Below are 17,736 nucleotides of genomic sequence, written 5' to 3'. Positions count from 1 at the left end.
TACCAATAATTATCAGAGCAATGAGAGCGACAATCCAGATCATATTCTTATTCTACGACAGTGTTGTTCTTCTATTTGCAGTAAAAGTGCAGAAATCTCTTCAGGATATGTCAAGAAACTGATTTTTTGACTTAAGGTGTGAGATGACACCATGCCAATAGCAAATAGCCATTGGCATGGATCATACCATAACGTTTTAGGTGAGGGCTTTTCCTTTACAATCATTGGGCTCACGATACGGCTGTAAATACTGTAATAGTTGGGCCGCATATTTGCCGCCTCGGTGTAGACGAAGTTTACAATGCGTGTGATCTGGCTATGAAGGGGAAGTATGGGAGGGGTTAGTTGATCCTGGCTTGATTTTTCAAACAGCTCGTTATATTTCTCTGGGCCAAAATTAGCCTGTGACAGCTTTTCTGCTCCACCCAGATTTCTAATCCATTCTTCAACATTGGCGCTGACAAGGTAGGAATCATGGAAGACTCCAATGTGGTTATGATGCATGTGTCCAACTAGAGTTCCGTTGATATCTGGTAAGGTTTCTGCCGAAAGGTAGGTAATGTCAGCTTTTAACCCTTTACCCGTTGGAGCTCCATTCGCTTCCCAGTCGAGGCTGGCAAATTGGAGGACTTTGGCAAATGGTGCTTCATCCGGGCGCTCTGCCCGTTTACCGTCAGCACTCAAACTGATCATTTTTACTGGCGCGGGAGCAAATTTTTCATCTTTGGTAGATGAACTGGCAAAGAGGTAGAGAGGTTGTCCATTATGGTAGCTAAGAGCAAGACTGATAATAGAAACGCCCGACTCGACTTTCAGACTTTGTTGATCAAGCTTTAAAGGGTAAAAATAATTTTCCCGGTAAGTTTTTAGAGCTTCTGCCACTTCAGCACCCAGCCCCAGGTATTCCGCAATAGCCAGAGCTTTATCCTCTGGCGCACTGTTCATACCCAGACAAGTGTATGCCAGCCAAACTGGAGAGCAACTCAAGTCGTTCCCAAGTTGCTCCCAGGTCAGTTGTTTCTCAGCTTTGGCTAGCACAATAGCTTCTGTCATTTCCAGCTTATTCATGATTTATATTCCGCTACTTTAAGCCAGTTCGCGTTCTGGGCTGGTTCTGACATGAGTCAGATACAATGGCAGGCCAACCAGGAGAAAACCTCCTGCCAGATTACCCAGAGCGGTCGGCAGCTCATTCCAGATCAGGTAATCCATTACAGTAAACTCACCACCCATGATCATGGAGAAGGGGAAGAGGAACATATTGACAATAGAATGCTCAAAGCCCATAAAGAAAAACAGCATAATGGGCATCCACATAGCTACCATCTTGGCACCTGCAGAGGTTGAGATCATGGCGCCGACAACGCCCATGGAAACCATCCAGTTGCACAGCATTCCCCGCACAAAAATGGTTAGCCAGCCTGCCAGACCATGTTCCTGATAACCCAGCGTTCTCGACTCACCAATAGCTGAGACTTTCGCTGCAATTGCGCCGCCATCAATGCTGTAGCCATAGGTCAAAATAAACGACACAAAAAAAGCGGTGGTCAGGGCGCCGGCGAAATTACCCAGAAAAACCAGTCCCCAGTTTCTGAGCAGTCCGTTCATATTCACACCGGGTCGTTTATCAATTAACGCCAGAGGTACCAGAGTGAAAACACCGGTCAGCAAGTCAAACTTCATGAGGTACAGCATGATAAAACCAATCGGGAACAGCAGAGCTCCGACCAGTGGCGAGCCAGTCTTGATAGTGACTGTAATGGCGAAGATAGCGGCCAGACCCAGAATAGCCCCTGCCATGAAGGCTCTGATAAACGTGTCTTTGGTCGACATGAAGACCTTGGATTCGCCAGAGTCCACCATTTTTGTGACAAACTCATTGGGTTCGATATAAGCCATAGTTCCTTCTCGCTGTTTTTCTTATTCGACGAGTCCTGAAACGCAAAAAAGATGCCTAACTTTTAATTTTTCTTTTAACTTACTGATTTTTAATAAGTTAATTGTTTGCTGGGTGGTTAATTCTGGAAGAATTAAATTGTAGAGAAAGAAAGTGCTTCGGTGCGTTTGTTTATGAAAATGCACCAAAGATGAAAAAAAGCGCCAGCCGGTTCGCTGGCGCATAGGGTTAATTCAGATTCAACTGGTGCTGAATCTGACTGATTTCCTGTTGCCAGGACTGTTGTTTCTCAGGCTTCTGGTGTCTGGGTTTTCTGGCCAGATCATCCTGAAGTTTTGTCTCCAGCTCTATCAATCGTTCCAGAAGAGATTCTTCATCTTTCGAGTGATTTGTCTGTTCCTCAGAAAAAGAAATCCTCTGAGAGGATTGAACGACATCTGATGCTGAAGCTATCAGTGTCGAATAAGCCTGCTCAGGGTCATGAAATTCTTCCAGCTTGCCTTGATGGATCAGCCAGAAGCGATTACAGCTTTTCTCTATCAGGTCTCGATCATGACTGACCATCAGGAAGCCACCGGCAAAGGCTTGCAGTGTTTCAGCCAGCTCATCTTTACCTTCCAGATCAAGATGGTTAGTGGGCTCGTCCAGCATCAACAAATGGTATTGAGCCAGAGACAGACCTATAAACAGGAGCCTTGAACGCTCACCACCACTCAGTTGAGAAACTTTCTGGTCGTGTCGGTCATAGGCGTATCCTGCACTGATCAGAGCCATTTTCCGCTGTTCATCAGGTAATGGAGCAAACTGACGCAATGCTTCTATCAGATTGTCTTCATCCTTGAGCTGTTGAAGAGACTGGTCGTAATAGCCGGGTCGGCAGCGAGGATGCAGATGAATGGCTTCGTTTCCGTGATTATGAAAGCTCGACCAGAGCTGACGAATCAGTGAGGATTTGCCACAGCCATTTCGTCCGATAATGGCTATCCGATCACCGCTTTTGACCTGCTTTTCCAGGAGTGAGAACAGTGTTTTGGCATCAATCGCAGGTTTTACATCCAGATTATTCAAAGCAAGCAATCGATTTGCTCTCAAGGCTTCACCGTTGAGCTTCAACTGCCAGGGTGAGATGGCTGGCTGATCGGTTTGCTGATCTTTTAAACGATCGATGCGTTTCTCCATACTTTTGGCTTTGCGAGCAAGATCTTCGTTGTCGTATACCTTGCCCCAGTGAGCCAGCCGTTTGGCACTGCTTTCGATACGGTCGATCTCTTTCTGTTCTGACAGGCGTTTCAGGCGATCCGCTTCATCCTGATCTTCCAGGGCCTGTCTGGCCTGAGAGCAGGGAAGTCGGAAACAATGTATCTGGCCTGCGCGGAGAATCCAGGTAGTGTTGGTCACCTGATCCAGTAATCTCTGATCGTGAGAGACCAGTACAAAGCTGCCTTGCCACTGTTTCAGAAACTGTTCGAGCCAGAGGAGAGTCGGTAAATCCAGGTGGTTGCTGGGTTCATCCAGCACCAACAGATCGGGTTCCAGAATCAGGGCCCGCGCCAGCATCAGCCGGGTGTGCTCGCCACCACTGAGAGTGGCCGCTCGTAATGACCAGTCTTGTTCTGAAAAGCCGACTTCCGAAAGTTGAAGCTCTGCTTTCCAGGCATCATCTTCCCGGGTGGCTTCTGGCAACTGAGCCTTGATGACATCAATCAACGTGAGCTGGCAAACAGAATCCGGAAGATGCTGCTCAATAGCAGCCATAATGCATTGCTTCGACAGGGCTATTGACCCGGAACGGGCAGACAATTGTCCGGTCAGAAGTTTTAATAAGGTACTTTTCCCACAACCGTTGTGGCCAATCAGACCTATTCGATCGCCTTTTTTCAGGGTGAACGAAAGCGCCTCCAGCAGTGGGCCGGAAGTCAGATCATAGGAGATAGATTGTGCAGATAGTAAAGTGCTCATTGCTTACTCAAGATTTACAGGCATAGGCATGCCTTCGTCATACATTGCTGACGATAACCTGGTAAGCCAGAGGGAATGAACTCTAGTGCTTTTTCAGTCTTTTATTCCGCTCAAGCAGGGTTATCGCAGCACGATACCGGTAAAGCTTGAGCGGCCTTTATGCCCAAAGAAGTGTGCAAAATTTAATTCACACATAAAGTGGGTCCTCCTCTTGTTTCAATAGATTGATGACAGATTGACGTTTCATCTTGAAGTAAACCAATGAACGACACAAGTCTTATTAAGACTCATAGACCTCTCGGTAATTACCTTCATGGTCGCCAATAGAAATATGTTTAGGGACATATACCCATCGTTTTTCAAGATGCTACGTTGTTGCCAGCGTTCGCTCACCCTGATCACCTACTACTTGTAGGCTCACAGGGCTTCGCTCACTTGTCGCCTAGTAGCATCTTGAAATCCAATGGGTATAGCATGAGTTACTGACGAATACCTTCAACCTCCAGAGTGATATCTATAGTCGGAGATACCGGGCCCAGATTTACCACTTTGAAGTCTTTCAGGGAGAGAGTAGTCGTACCACTAAACTCAGTTCGATAGTGACCTGATGTATCTTTGTCCTCATTCTCCTTGACGGCATCAATGATGACTTCTTTGGTAATGCCCTTCAGGGTGAAGTCGCCATAAATCCTGGCATTGTTTCCATCAGTGGACTCAATGTGAGTACTGACAAAATGGGCTTCAGGAAAAGTGCTGACATCCAGAAACTCACTGCTACGCAGATGTTTGTCCAGTTCAGTATGGTGACTGTCGATAGAAGCCGTTTTGATAATAACATCCATCCTGGATTTTGACGGATCTTCTCCATCAAAAGTGAAGTCACCGCCAAAGTTTGTAAAGTTGCCATGCAACCAGTTATAGCCAAGTAGATTGACTTTAAAATTTATGAAGGAATGGATCCCTCTGGTATCAATGGTGTAATCATCAGCCCTGGCCTGCACTGAAAGTCCTGTGGTTGAAACTGACAGTACTGAAGCAACAACTATTTTTTTGAGCTCATTCAAAATGATTACTCCCTGGTTGGGTAGTCAGTTGAAGCCTCATCTTGAAGGAAAACATTAAGTAACAAAATGCTTATTCTGCCTCATAGGCCTTTCGGTAATTACCTTCATAGTCGAAGAGTTTATCGATGACCGACCAGTAATGTTTCTCTTTTTGAGCAACCACAAAGTCCGGTTTTCGAAATTTCTTTCGTTGACTGATAACAGCGTCCACAGATTTTGCCCTGAAAGGTTCAGCCCGGTTAATCAGCGCATGTTTGCCAAAGTGATGGTAAAAAGCACCTTGTTGGGCAGGAGTGTCCAGACGGAAAAACTCATTAACGGCAGCACCGTCTTCGTCGTAGTAAGTGATCTTGATTCTGGAGGTATTTCCTTTGGCGTCAGATTCCAACGTCATACCTGAGCAGCGCAGAACCATGCAATCTTTAAGGTTAAGAGCGTCGCGCAGTTTTTTATCCGGATCAATGAGCGCTTTGCTGCATTGATGACACTTTCGGGCGGCAATATCGTTTTCGGCACCGCATTCCTGGCACTCTTTGAACCGATAGCGAAAGTCACACTGAACGATTTCACCTTCGAACTCTTCTATTCCCTGACAACGGCGGCCATAGTGCTCAACCAGATCGCCATCACTGTCTACAATGCCCCAGAAGCTGTTTTCATGACCGCAGGCCGGGCAGGGGACTGTGACAGGGACTGATTTTGAATCCGGCTTTGGACTGCCTATCTCCGGACTGAACAGGTTATAGCGGTTACCGGCAAAATCCATGACCAGACAATCTTTCTTGTCATCTGCCAGACGAAGCCCCCGACCTACGATTTGTTGATAAAGGCTGACCGACTCAGTAGGGCGAAGAATGGCGATCAAATCAACATGAGGTGCATCGAAGCCTGTGGTCAAAACGGAAACGTTAACCAGATATTTAATTTTTTGGGCCTTGAAAGCCTGAATCAGATTGTCCCGGTCCTGAGTAGCCGTATCACCAATGATCAAAGCGGATTCAGATTCTGGCAGATAACCCATGATTTCCCGGGCATGATCCACGGTAGACGCAAAAATCATGACACTTTTTCTGTCTTCCGACTCTTTTAATACCTGGGTAATGATCTGCTGTGTCGCTCGCCCCTTACCCTTCAGCAACTTGTTCAGATCAGCCTCACTGTAGCGACCAAAACGGTCTCTTGATAAAAGACTAAAGTCGTAGAAAACAACAGGCGCATCGACCAATGTTGCTGGTGTCAGATAACCATTTTTTATCATGTATGACAGCGGTAGTTCATAAATACAGCTTTTGAAAAAACGCTTTTCTGTTGTTCTTTGGGTGCCTTTCTTGTCATCGGGTAGATAACGTTGATAGAGCCAACCCATACCCAGGCGATAGGGCGTTGCCGTCAGTCCCAGTATTTTTAGCCCTGGATTGAGCGCTTGAAGGTGTCCAATGACCTTGTGGTAACTGGAGGTTTTCTCCAGAGAAACCCGATGACACTCATCAATGACCAGCAGGGTGAAGTTGTTGTCATCAAACTGATCCAGGTTTCTAACGACGGATTGGATACTGCCGAATACAACCTGCTCAGAGGCTTCTTTCCTGCCCAGTCCAGCACTGAAAATAGAGGCTTTCAGTTCATAGCTTTCATACTTGGCGTGGTTTTGCTCAACCAGCTCTTTGACATGGGCCAGTACCAGCACACGACCTCGGGCGATACGCCCCAATTCACTGATCACAAGACTTTTGCCCGCACCTGTGGGCAAAACCACGAGAGCAGGGTCATCACTGTTGCGAAAATGCTGTATCACACTGGAGACAGCTTCTTTTTGATAAGGGCGTAGCTGGAAAGTCATTGGCTGATTATATCTGCCAGCCGCGAAAGGCTGAACCATTGATGGCTATATACCCATCGCCTTTCAAGATGCTACGTTGTTGCCAGCGTTCGCTCACCCTGATCACCTACTACTTGTAGGCTCACAGGGCTTCGCTCACTTGTCGCCTAGTAGCATCTTGAAATCCAATGGGTATAGCAGTCTTTAGCTGTTTTTGGATCTAACGTGAATGAACTCTTAAGTCATTTTTCATGACACTGACTGTGTGCAAGTAGTCTTTCTGCTCTTTTTGCTGAGCCTATGTTGTTGGTTTAGTTGAGAGGACTTCGGCTGTCAGGCTTTCCAGCTCCTCTGACAACTTCGCACACTTTATGAGCTTGTGCCTGAGTTTTAACACCGCACTCTCACGAGAGGAGGTTGTTGAGGGCTTTTTCGCCGGGTCAATCAATGAGCTTTTACTCGAGTCTGCATGGCAGGGGTATGAGATTGTCTGGTACATAATTCCACTTCCTTATGGCGAGCATTCTGCAGGCTTGGTCTTATTTTCCTGAAAAAAGTTCCATCTCTTCTGTCTACAGTCATCCCTTGTGTTGCAAGCGACTTAAGTAGTAACAGGTTCACACGACACCTATTTGATAAAAAAAACGGTTTGATAAAAAAAGCCGGCTTTAAATCAGTAGGATAGCCGTTACAATGGGCGGACTGCTGAGTGAGAGATGTCGATTTGCAGCGATGTAAGCCACTTCTAACCCAGTCAGATTAAGGAAGATATTTTAACAATAAAAATCAGGGCTGTTCAGAAAATGAACTTTTCCAAGAAGTATAATGAGAACTACGCAAATTTCTTGATTCGTCTGGCTTGGACTGTTGAAGTCATTGCCGTACTGATCGGTTTAACCATTTCCATTGTTGTCTCCATTTCAGCCAATGATTCCTATTTGAACCAGGATTCGGGCAGTCTGATTGGAAACTATTCCTCCGTGCTGGTGGCTGGATTACCTTTTCTGCTCATTGCTGTGGTCGAGCTCTGCAAGATCCCTCTGACGTTTGCCTTTATGGCGGTGAAGAATGTGCTCTGGCGAGGCTTGTTCCTTTTCTTTGTGGCTTTTCTCTGCCTGATCACCTTTGAAACCATGCTGAATGGCTTTGAACGGAATTTTTCCAACCTCAATTACGCCATTGATACCCGTAAAAATGATATAGAAAATATTGAGTCTGAAATAGCGCTGCTAAATAGAAGGCAGGAACGGGTTCAGGTATTTACAGAAGATGATTTAACTCAGGAAGTTGAGTCGCAGCAGCTGTCTATTGATGAGTCATTCAGAACCCGTATCAATTCGGTCAATGCCAAGACCGAGTCTATTCTGTCAGGTATTGATTATTCTTTCCGGGAAGAACTGGATACAGAAATTCAGGATCTGATAGAGCAGCGAGATGGCTACTATGCAGACTGGAATATTGAGCGCCAAGGCATTGAAGATCGTTTCTCCGCTTTGTTGCTGGATAACCTGTCAGATAGCCGAACTGAAAAAGATCGGTTACTGGATGAGTTAGCATCGCTGAAAGCAGAAATGGCTCGAGAGCTGGATGATGCTAACTTCCTGACCCGTGCTGCTGTTGATAGCAAATACCGTAAGCTGATCGCAGATAAGAACAAACAAGTTGATCAGATTACTACAGGCTATCTGGGAGGGGATGCCCTGACCAAGCAGGCGAACATGGAAGATCAGATGAAGCAGCAGATCGAGTTCACCAACAATAAGTATGAAGGTCGAATTGCTGATATCAACGAGCGTATTGAAAGCAAGAAGCAGGAAATTGTGAGTCGTGAAGCGGCTAACGTGAAGCTTCAGAATGATGTTGTAGCCAGTGCCGAGAACAGTCGTTCACGCTATATGAGCATCAAGCTGAATCAGGAGAAAGAGCTGTCAGGGTACGTTGAAGGCAAGCAGCAGGAGTTGGGCGTCATTAATACTCAGGTTGTAGATATAGAAGACAAGGTATTTTTATTGCGTAACGATCAGCGAAATATTCAGTCTGAAATCAATCGTCTGATCAACCAGAATCAGGTTTATCGTTTGGCCATGTACGCGTATGGTAAGGAGTCACCCACTGACGTCAGTCGTAAAATGGTGGGCGTGATTGCGCTTCTCTGGTTTGGTTCTCTGGCACTGATTGCGTCTGTAACAGGTGTAATGCTTTGCCTGGCCGGCTTCTATCTCAAGCGCGAGATAATGAGAATCGCTGAAGAGGAAGAAAAGGCTGAAAAATTTGCTCAGGAAGCTCTGAAAAAAGCCTCAAGACAGATTCAGTCAGAAGAAAAACCCGCTGAAGCGGCAACCACCTGCTGAGTGAATCGGTCACTTTAGTCAAAAAGAGAAAAGAGCGGCTGTTTTGGCCGCTCTTTTCTTATCTGTCTTTGACAGCCTCCTAGCCCGGAAAATTCATAAAGCCGCTCTAATCAGGGAAAAGACTGCTGAAATACTGAGATGTTCGCTTTCTGATGTATACGAAAAGAAACGAACATCGCTCGTCGGCTTTTCGCTAGCTCTTTTCCCGCCATGACAGCATTTTTCCAACAGATCCATGCAATAAGCATGAATATGTCGGAAAAATGTGTCAGCCGAAAAAATAGCAGAGCGAGAAGCTCGACACTTTATGAAATTTCCGGGCTAGTATTAAACCCGCTGCTGTATAATCGATGCTTTATTCACATCCAGGATACAACAAAGTATGGCAAACGCTTTCGCGCGTCGTTTTCAGTTGATTGTGGATCGTCTGACACAGGGAAACAAAAAGCAGTTTGCCGAAATGACAGGCAAATCTTCCTCTCATATCTATAAAATCTGTCGTGGTACCAGTCGACCTTCTATGGCTTATCTGGAAAGTCTGTATGACGAATTCAGAGTTGACCTTAACTGGCTGCTGACGGGCGACCAAAACGACAGCGGGCAAATATCTAACTCTTCTGAGAGCAAAGACATAGTTTTTGCTCCCATGTTTGATGTACAGGCCAGTGCTGGATTGGGGGCAGTTGTTCAAGGTGAAGAAGTGAGCGACTATTTTGCCTTCAATAAAGCTTTTCTGAGTCGGCAATTAGGCGTTTCTGGTGAAAACCTGGCGTTTGTTACCATCAGTGGTGACAGTATGCTGCCCACTTTTCAGGAGGGTGATCAGGTGCTGGTGGATATGTCTCGGAAGTCAGTTCAGAGTGAAGCGGTATACCTTATTCAGACTGAAGACGGTCTGATGGCTAAGCGAGTCAGGCAGGTGCAGCATGAGCTGAAAATAAGCAGTGATAATCCTGAGTATCCCAGCTGGAGCATGGATTTGAAGAAGCGGGAAGAAAACCCGGTTGTGGGCAAGGTTGTCTGGTGTGCCAGGGCAGTTTAACTGCCCTGAATGACCCTTTTCTCAAAGCTGATCAGTGTCTGTTTCAGAAACTTCTGCATTGATAGATGAATGTTGACTGGCTTCTGCTTCTAACCTGGCACGATCAGCTTTACTGATGTACTTGGTTTTGTTGCTTTTGGGAGCCAGCTTGGCTTTAGCTCTTTTGGCCTTAGTCTTTAAAATCTGGTTGCCTTTCTTGCGGCGGTTCATGATGCCATCTCAGAGTCGGGTTCATGCCATATTGCGGCGCCGTATTGGTCACTGAGTCCATCTATGACTATCCCTCTCAGATTGTGTTGAATTTTAGTGGGCAGTGACAGACTATTGAGCCTGTGTGGGTTGGTTGTGATTTGCACGATTATCTCCTTGGATAGTAACCAAAGAAAGAATATGTACTTGAGCACATTGGTTAGTTCGAGGGCTAATCTGGAATGTCTTCACAGATGGAGAAGTCGGCGGTGTGGTATTGGAAATACAGGCTATTATAGGTGTTTGTTGTAGTCAGCATAGATGAAGGATATGGTAAATATTAAAGCATTATGGGATGTATGGGCGGCATTCACATATCAGCACGTTAGTTGGTAGGTTTTTATTCCTTTTTTATAGGGATAATGCACGTTATGGCAGTACTCGGAGTCTTATGCCAACTCTAGTAAAATGCGGGGCTTGGGTTAAACTTATTATGCTAAAATACTGTTCTTGTATACAGTGTTTTCGAGGTAGACTGTGCTGACAGCTATAGATCTTTTTGCAGGAGCGGGTGGACTGAGTACAGGCTTAGAGCTGGCTGGTTTCGACATTTTATTTGCTAATGAAGTGTCTGAAGTATTTTCTGAATCATTAAAATATAACCATCCTCGAACTGAAGTTTCGATAGAAAGTATTACGGAGCTAGATCCTCATAAAATTAGAAAATCTTTAGGTCTACAGCAGGGAGAGCTTGACTTAATTGCGGGTGGACCTCCTTGCCAAGGATTTAGTGTCAATGCTCCTATTAGATCGAAGGATGATAAAAGGAATCATTTGTTCTTGGATTACTTGCGTTTTGTTGAGGAATTTAATCCCAAGACGGTGCTAATCGAGAATGTGCCGGGAATGATTTCATTTGAAAATGGAGATACGGTTCGTTCCATACTCAAGAGTTTGAAAAGCCTCGGGTATAACGCTGATATTCGAATCTTGTATGCACCTCACTTTGGCGTTCCACAGATGCGGTGGCGAACTATCTTTCTTGCCAATCGAATAAATACCCCTGCATTAAGCATGTTTCCTGAACCGTTTTTTGATATCAAGGGCAGAGCAAACTTTGCTACTTCTCTAGATAAGCAGTCTCTAGTCTATCAAAAGCATAATTTCGAGAATGCCGAGGATGGTTTTGTATCCGTTTCTGATGCTATCAGTGATTTGCCTGAGATATTGAATCGTGGAGGCAATCAAGAAATGGATTATTGTCAAACTCCAGAAACAGCTTATCAAAATAAACTCAGAAAGGGGCAAAAAATACTTTTCAACCACCAATGTGCAGGCTTGGGAAAGGCAAATCTTCAGCGATTACCCTACATTCCTCAAGGAGGCTCATGGAGAGATATACCTCATGATTTGTTGCCTGCAGGAATGAAGAGAGCGAAACGGTCAGATCATACACAAAGGTATGGGCGCTTAGAGTTAGATGGAATTGGAAGTACCATATTGACTAAATGTGACCCCCATTGGGGAAGATTTATTCATCCGACACAAGATAGGGTTTTAAGTGTTAGAGAAGCAGCGAGAATCCAGTCCTTCCCAGATAAATGTAAATTTTTTGGGAATCTTGCAGACCAATATAAACAGGTAGGAAATGCTGTTCCTCCTATATTTGCAGAAAGTATTGGGCTGGGCATAAGGAATCTTTTGGAAGCTGACAGGCTTGGTAAGCAGCTAGATTCTAGCCGAATTAGTCATATGAAAGGGTTTCAAGAAGCTTTGGCATTCTAAATGGCACTTATGAAAACAGTTCTGGCAGCATGATTAGCACATGCTGCCAATCACCTTATTTTATTCTCATTAATTTCTCGTCAAGTTCAAGTGCAGGCTTTGAGCTTTCAGTTGAACTGAAGGCCTTAATAATATCATCTAAACGATAATGGGTGACTTTAGTCAGTGATATTGGTCTGATATACCCTTCGCCGGTTTCTTTATCTAGCTTGTATGTCAGAATGGATAAATTGTTTTTGCTTGCGGATTGCTGGTGGTCTATTTCACCCAGTAGCTCTTCGAATTTTGAGAAAACTATTTCAGGGAGAATGAAGAAAAAACCTGAACATCTTTTTGATTTTTTATATATTTGGCCTTTTCGAATGATCTGGGGAATTAGTCTTTTATGAACATTTGCCCAGTTAAGACCGTGGCCAGAGTTGGGAATATGGTCAACTTCTTTCCCATGATGCATGCCATTATATGCATACCAAGCATCCTTGTAGTTCCCAGTGATATCAATACTCTGAACTTCTATGCCAATATAATCAGCCGGAGTGATGCGACCATGCTCATTAAGGTAACGTTGTATAACCCAGTCCATTGATAGGTTACCGTTTGCGGTTTTGGTCGAAACCTCACTACCAGACCCCTGACCAAGAGCAATAGCGGGGCTATTTTGACTAGAGGCTTTATGGATAAGCTCTTCTTGGCTTCCGCCAACCACAAGAGATGTATTGTACTCCTTCCAAACACAATCAATGGCATCCTGAAGTACCTGATAATTGTCCCGGTATAATCGCTTAGGGCAAACAATTACACCCGGATCGTCTTTTTTCACACCATTGGAAACACTGCATACACCATAAATAATGGTGTTCTCATGATTGCTCTTTGTACATTTGGTTTTGGTAAATGGGCATGTAGAGGTATTCCAGAATTGTTGAGCTTCCTGTGATGCATCATCCGGAGCATGGCCGAAGATTTCTATAATGTCTCTTTTTTCTGCTCGCATGTTTCGAACCAGATAGATAAACGGGACTTAAGGCTAACTGGTATAGAGAGACAAGGTCTATAGGTAAGAGGGTGTGGTGAAAATGTAACCAGCCCTGTCACTTCAGACCGTAGGAAAAGACTCTATGGTTCTGTAGGTTTTTTTTGATACGAATATGAGAAAAAGTAGGCGGATAATTTTGCTCTGGGGATGAAGTGGTGAGCGTACTGCAAAGTTTGTTGTCTCTGCCCGTCATACGCCCGTAGAACGAAAAGGCCTTGGAGGAAAAAATCCTTCGAGGCCTTTATATATATGGTGCCTAGAGACGGAATCGAACCATCGACACGCGGATTTTCAATCCGCTGCTCTACCAACTGAGCTATCCAGGCTAAATTTTTGCACGTTTAAAACCACGATTTGTACCATTAAAAAATGGTGCCTAGAGACGGAATCGAACCATCGACACGCGGATTTTCAATCCGCTGCTCTACCAACTGAGCTATCCAGGCATCTCGTGACTCATCATGTGTTTTTTACGTGAGAGTGCGTGCGAGGCGTATTAAACGGATTTCATCTCTCGGAGTCAAGTCAGGTCTATCGATTTTTCACTTTTTCAATGAAAAAAGCCGCTTGGATCAATCGTTTATGAATGCAATGAAGTGATCAGAAAGTGCGCATTCATTGAAAAACGATATAGTCAGCCAGATCCTCCAGGGACTCTAGTCCAGTTATTTCTTCTATCGGCGCTTGTCCCTTCTCTTCCTTATAGGTCTGGTAGGCCTTGGTATTGACAACAATGTCGCCACTTTCTTCCTGGAAAAGGACGGAGTGGTTACTGATGGCAGAGAGAATCTGCTTCTTTTTGTTGTTTGAAATGGAAATATCTTTGATGTTCATGAATTCAGACTACTAAGGGATAGTTGTGCTTATTATAAAGGGAGGTTTTTGGTCTCGGCTATATTTATGCAGCTTCAATAATGAATTAGCTGCACAGGGAGGTTTTCCAGTGGGAAATCTTTGTGGATATTTTGGGTATGGGCCTAAGGACGCCGGAAGCTTTAAGCAGGTGTTTCCGGCGTTTGTTTGAGGCTACTTCTGTTCAGGTACAAAACCTTCCGCAGCGTCGTACTCTTCACCGGCAAAGAATTTGTCCATTTGCTCTGTCAGGTATTTACGGGTGTCCGGATCCAGAAGGTTGAGGTGTTTTTCGTTAATCAGACGGGTCTGATGAGTCTGCCACTCTGTCCAGGCGGCTTGTGAAACATTTTCATACACCCACTGGCCTTTTGGGCCAGGCAGAGGTGGTACAGTGAGACCTTCGGCATCTTTCTTGAGTTTTACGCAATGTACGGTACGGGCCATAAATATCCCCTTTCTATAAATCAGCAATGTGGTGGCATGGTATATACCCATGGCCTTTCAAGATGCTACGTTGTTGCCAGCGTTCGCTCACCCTGATCACCAACTACTTGTAGGCTCACAGGGCTTCGAACACTTGTCGCCTGGTAGCATCTTGAAATCCAATCGGTATAGGAAACGATAAGTCAGGACGAGCAGCTGACTTCCAGCTTTTTACCCCACTCTGGAGGTTTTTGAGCATAGTGTTCCAGATCAGGGTGCTCATCATAAGGTGACTGCAGTACTGTCATGAGTTGTTCAATTTCACTGTAATCCCCTTTTTCTGCTTTCTCGATCGCATTTTGTGCGAGATAGTTTCGCAGAATGTACTTGGGATTGACCTGTTTCATTTTTTGTTGGCGCTGAAGATCCGGTTCAAGATTGCGACGAAGTCTCTCATCATAGCGTTGCAGCCAGTTTTTGAGAGAGTTGGGCTCGCTGCACAACGCAGTTAATTTTGATGATATCTGGCCAACGGTGTAATCCGACAATGCTCGGAAAAACAGGGTGTAGTCCACATGTTGTTCATGGAGCAATTGCAGAAGATCCTTGATCAGCTCTGAATCTTCAGGCTCTTCTTTCCGCAGCCCCAGTCTTTCACTCATCAATGAAAGGTATTTGGCTGAGTAAAGAGTGGGGTAGGTGTCGAGTGTTGTTTGCAGAGCAGATACATCGTCGACCAGCGGTACCAGAGCCTGTGCCAGTCTGCCACAGTTCCAATAGCCTATGTCGGGCTGCTGGCTGAAGGCATAGCGGCCGGAATGGTCAGAATGATTACAAATATAGTTCCAGTTGAAATCGTCCTGAAAACCATAGGGGCCGTAATCAAAGGTTTCACCAAGGATGCTCATGTTGTCGGTGTTCATCACCCCATGAGCAAAGCCGTTGGCTTGCCAGAGTGCAATCATGTTTGCGGTTTTTTCAACGACGGCTTTGAAGAATAAACAGTATCTGTCGTTTTGATCGGCCAGTTCGGGAAAGTAATGTTGGATCGTGAATTCAGCCAAGGCTTCAAGGGCATCCTGTTGTTTCGTATAGCAGAAATATTCAAAGTGCCCGAAACGAATATGAGTTTTTGCCAGTCTTAGCAAGGTAGAGCCGCGCTCTTCAGTTTCACGGTAAACAGGGGTGTCACTGGTGACTACACATAAAGCTCTGGTCGTAGGAATGTTCAAATGAAATAAGGTTTCAGAGGCCAGGTATTCACGAATACAGGAGCGCAGCACAGCCCGACCATCGCCAAATCGGGAATAGGGTGTGGTGCCTGCCCCTTTTAAATGAAGATCCCAACTTTCACCTTTATTATTGGTGATTTCTCCCAGCAGCAAACCTCGACCATCGCCCAGTTGCGGGTTATAGCTGCCAAACTGATGTCCAGAGTAGATCATGGCCAGAGGATCGGTACCTTCTAAAACTTTCGAGCCTCCTCCGACGAGGGTTAATTGCTCTGTGCTGGAGTCGTTCAATTCCAAATCCAGTAAATCAGCGGCTTTTTGGCTGACAGCTACCAACTTGGGATTTTCCAGCGGTGTAGCCTGAAGGCGGGTATAGAAGGCCTCTGGCAGTGAGCCAAAGCGGTTATTAAAATTGAGCTGATCCAGGCTTGTTATCATTCAGGTATTTTCCATACAGCCAGAGGCCGGAAATGCCACCCTTCTACAGAGCGGCATTTCGTCGGTTAAGAATACCTGAGCATTTTACTAGGAAATGGACTTGTATGGCAGGCTTGAGGAAGAATCCCTTTAAAGCTCTGCTTTCTCCTTTGGTTGTTCGCAACTGGCGTCATCACTATCATAACAGGTGACCTTGCTACCGTAGTTGCACAGTGCATTATCAGCACAGTACATTTCTCCTGAATGACTCAAGCGGCATTCAGAGTCACCCCTGCAAACCATAACGCCGGTTTCTTGATTCAGAATTTCTTCCTTCTGGGCAGAATAAAAGGGCCCTGTCACTTCACCCAAGGCTTTACAGATTGCCTGATCCTTTGTATGGCAAGCGACATCTTTACCATGAGCACAGATGGACGTATCTGAACAAAACATAGAACCTTTTTGACTGAGTACGCAGATTGAATGATCCTTGCAAACCATCACACCGACTTCTTGCTCAAGAATACCTGTCTTTTCAGAGTTGTATAGTGGCCGGTCTCCTGAGCAGGAAATTTCACCGTATACGTTTTTCATTTCTCCTATGCAGTCTGAAAGAGTGCGTTGACGGGACTGGCCCATGATTCCTCCCCAGGGGCCTTGAAAGCGACAGGCAGTATGCATGATCTGGCCATCTGGCTCGTATTGGCTGATTCTGCATTCAGGTTCATCACAGTCCTGAGCAGAGCACTCCTGAGGATGAAAGACCTTCCAGTCTTTATTGTTACAGACTAAATAACCTGAGAAGCATCGATTACCAGGTGTTCCCATACAAGTATCGCTGGAAGAGTTTCCAACAGTAAGGTTATCTACCGGATGTGTACAGGTGGCTAGATAGAAATGATTTTCACGATACCAGTCACCACCAAAGTCAGGATCACAATCTCCCATTTGGCAAGTGCAGTTGGCCGTAAGCAGAGTGCTGTTTGCATCGAACTTGCTGTCTTTACAAGAATGTTTGTAGTTCCCCGAAGGGTCTGCGAAAAGCTGGCTAGTCGTAAAGATGAGAATGAAAAGAAAACCACGATACCATGAAGGGAGATGAAACATGATTATATTCTCGGAATAACTTTAAGAGGAGAGAGGTCACTCATAATTTAAAGCGGCCTGAAGGTTTACTTTTAATAAAGTAGCTCAGGTTTCATATTTTGATCTGGAGTAGATAGACAGTTGACGCCTGAAATGATTTTCAGACGTCGAAGTGAATAAAAAAGGGTTCGAAACAGTATTAATTAATCTACTATTATCTACCACAATCTATCATCATGGATAAGAGATTAGTTAAGATTGGTGAAGCCGCTCGCTTGCTGGGTACTGACCACTCAACATTGAGAAAGTGGATTGAGAATGTGGGAGAGCACGGGTGAGTTGCTCCCAGCCAGAAAGACCAAAGGCGGTACACGGTATTATGACGTGGCTGAACTCATGGGATTCAGCAACGAAGCTGCACCTACACTTTGCTACTGCCGTGTATCCAGCCACGATCAAAAAGCCGATCTGGATAGACAGCAAGAACTACTGGAGGCTTATTGCTCTGCCAAGGGCTGGCGAACGCAAGTGATCCGTGATCTTGGCTCCGGCATGAACTACCGGAAGAAAGGTCTGAACCA

Annotated in this window: 15 protein-coding genes and 2 tRNA genes; 4 read left to right on the top strand and 13 right to left on the bottom strand. The window is 45.2% G+C overall.

What is annotated here, in order from left to right:
• Positions 1 to 39: 39 nt before the first annotated feature.
• The 5 genes from GZ78_RS27745 to GZ78_RS20255 all read right to left on the bottom strand — a co-directional run bounded on the left by GZ78_RS27745 (position 40) and on the right by GZ78_RS20255 (position 6,760).
• Entirely contained in the window at positions 40 to 1,068 is a 1,029-nt protein-coding gene (locus GZ78_RS27745) for a hypothetical protein (protein WP_051786383.1), read from the bottom strand.
• Between the two features lie 18 nt (positions 1,069 to 1,086).
• A complete protein-coding gene (locus tag GZ78_RS20270) occupies positions 1,087 to 1,899 on the bottom strand; it encodes a formate/nitrite transporter family protein (RefSeq protein WP_034840161.1) in 813 nt (270 codons plus the stop codon).
• Between the two features lie 226 nt (positions 1,900 to 2,125).
• The gene (locus GZ78_RS20265; RefSeq protein ID WP_034840159.1) at positions 2,126 to 3,856 is read right to left on the bottom strand and encodes an ABC-F family ATP-binding cassette domain-containing protein; all 1,731 of its coding nucleotides are present in this window, start codon (positions 3,854 to 3,856) and stop codon (positions 2,126 to 2,128) included.
• 479 nt (positions 3,857 to 4,335) lie between these two features.
• Positions 4,336 to 4,920: a YceI family protein gene (locus GZ78_RS20260; protein WP_034840158.1), complete on the bottom strand. Its 585-nt coding sequence runs from the start codon at positions 4,918 to 4,920 to the stop codon at positions 4,336 to 4,338.
• 70 nt (positions 4,921 to 4,990) lie between these two features.
• Entirely contained in the window at positions 4,991 to 6,760 is a 1,770-nt protein-coding gene (locus tag GZ78_RS20255) for a DEAD/DEAH box helicase (protein ID WP_034840543.1), read from the bottom strand.
• Between the two features lie 782 nt (positions 6,761 to 7,542).
• Between GZ78_RS20255 and GZ78_RS20245 the strand changes: the two genes are divergently transcribed.
• The gene (locus GZ78_RS20245) at positions 7,543 to 9,090 is read left to right on the top strand and encodes a coiled-coil domain-containing protein (RefSeq protein WP_051786381.1); all 1,548 of its coding nucleotides are present in this window, start codon (positions 7,543 to 7,545) and stop codon (positions 9,088 to 9,090) included.
• A gap of 382 nt (positions 9,091 to 9,472) precedes the next feature.
• A complete protein-coding gene (locus GZ78_RS20240; RefSeq protein WP_034840154.1) occupies positions 9,473 to 10,132 on the top strand; it encodes an XRE family transcriptional regulator in 660 nt (219 codons plus the stop codon).
• A gap of 21 nt (positions 10,133 to 10,153) precedes the next feature.
• Here the strand turns inward: GZ78_RS20240 and GZ78_RS20235 are convergent, their stop codons facing one another.
• Positions 10,154 to 10,342, bottom strand: a complete 189-nt coding sequence (locus tag GZ78_RS20235) for a DUF2986 domain-containing protein (RefSeq protein WP_034840152.1) — start codon at positions 10,340 to 10,342, stop codon at positions 10,154 to 10,156.
• Between the two features lie 516 nt (positions 10,343 to 10,858).
• Here GZ78_RS20235 and GZ78_RS20225 point away from each other — a divergent pair.
• Entirely contained in the window at positions 10,859 to 12,106 is a 1,248-nt protein-coding gene (locus GZ78_RS20225) for a DNA cytosine methyltransferase (protein ID WP_152558849.1), read from the top strand.
• A 55-nt stretch (positions 12,107 to 12,161) separates the two neighbouring features.
• On the opposite strand, the gene GZ78_RS20220 is transcribed toward GZ78_RS20225, so the two are convergent.
• The 7 genes from GZ78_RS20220 to GZ78_RS20190 form a co-directional block, all read right to left on the bottom strand.
• Positions 12,162 to 13,100 carry a NotI family restriction endonuclease gene (locus tag GZ78_RS20220; RefSeq protein ID WP_051786380.1) on the bottom strand — a complete coding sequence of 313 codons (939 nt, stop codon included), beginning with the start codon at positions 13,098 to 13,100 and terminating at the stop codon, positions 12,162 to 12,164.
• 292 nt (positions 13,101 to 13,392) lie between these two features.
• Positions 13,393 to 13,468 (bottom strand) — tRNA-Phe (locus tag GZ78_RS20215).
• A 44-nt stretch (positions 13,469 to 13,512) separates the two neighbouring features.
• A tRNA-Phe gene (locus tag GZ78_RS20210) sits at positions 13,513 to 13,588 on the bottom strand.
• 169 nt (positions 13,589 to 13,757) lie between these two features.
• Positions 13,758 to 13,976, bottom strand: a complete 219-nt coding sequence (locus GZ78_RS20205; RefSeq protein WP_034840148.1) for a hypothetical protein — start codon at positions 13,974 to 13,976, stop codon at positions 13,758 to 13,760.
• A 192-nt stretch (positions 13,977 to 14,168) separates the two neighbouring features.
• The gene (locus GZ78_RS20200) at positions 14,169 to 14,441 is read right to left on the bottom strand and encodes an oxidative damage protection protein (RefSeq protein WP_034840534.1); all 273 of its coding nucleotides are present in this window, start codon (positions 14,439 to 14,441) and stop codon (positions 14,169 to 14,171) included.
• A 182-nt stretch (positions 14,442 to 14,623) separates the two neighbouring features.
• Positions 14,624 to 16,090 carry a protein adenylyltransferase SelO gene (locus GZ78_RS20195; RefSeq protein WP_236631629.1) on the bottom strand — a complete coding sequence of 489 codons (1,467 nt, stop codon included), beginning with the start codon at positions 16,088 to 16,090 and terminating at the stop codon, positions 14,624 to 14,626.
• A 129-nt stretch (positions 16,091 to 16,219) separates the two neighbouring features.
• On the bottom strand, positions 16,220 to 17,017 hold the full coding sequence (locus tag GZ78_RS20190) for a hypothetical protein (RefSeq protein ID WP_034840147.1): 798 nt from the start codon (positions 17,015 to 17,017) through the stop codon (positions 16,220 to 16,222).
• Positions 17,018 to 17,473: 456 nt separating this feature from the next.
• Here GZ78_RS20190 and GZ78_RS31065 point away from each other — a divergent pair.
• Positions 17,474 to 17,736: recombinase family protein (locus GZ78_RS31065; protein ID WP_201772768.1), on the top strand; the 263-nt coding region annotated here is incomplete at its 3' end.

Source organism: Endozoicomonas numazuensis, assembly GCF_000722635.1.
Taxonomy (GTDB): Bacteria; Pseudomonadota; Gammaproteobacteria; order Pseudomonadales; family Endozoicomonadaceae; genus Endozoicomonas_A; species Endozoicomonas_A numazuensis.
This window is presented reverse-complemented; position numbering and strand designations above follow the sequence as displayed.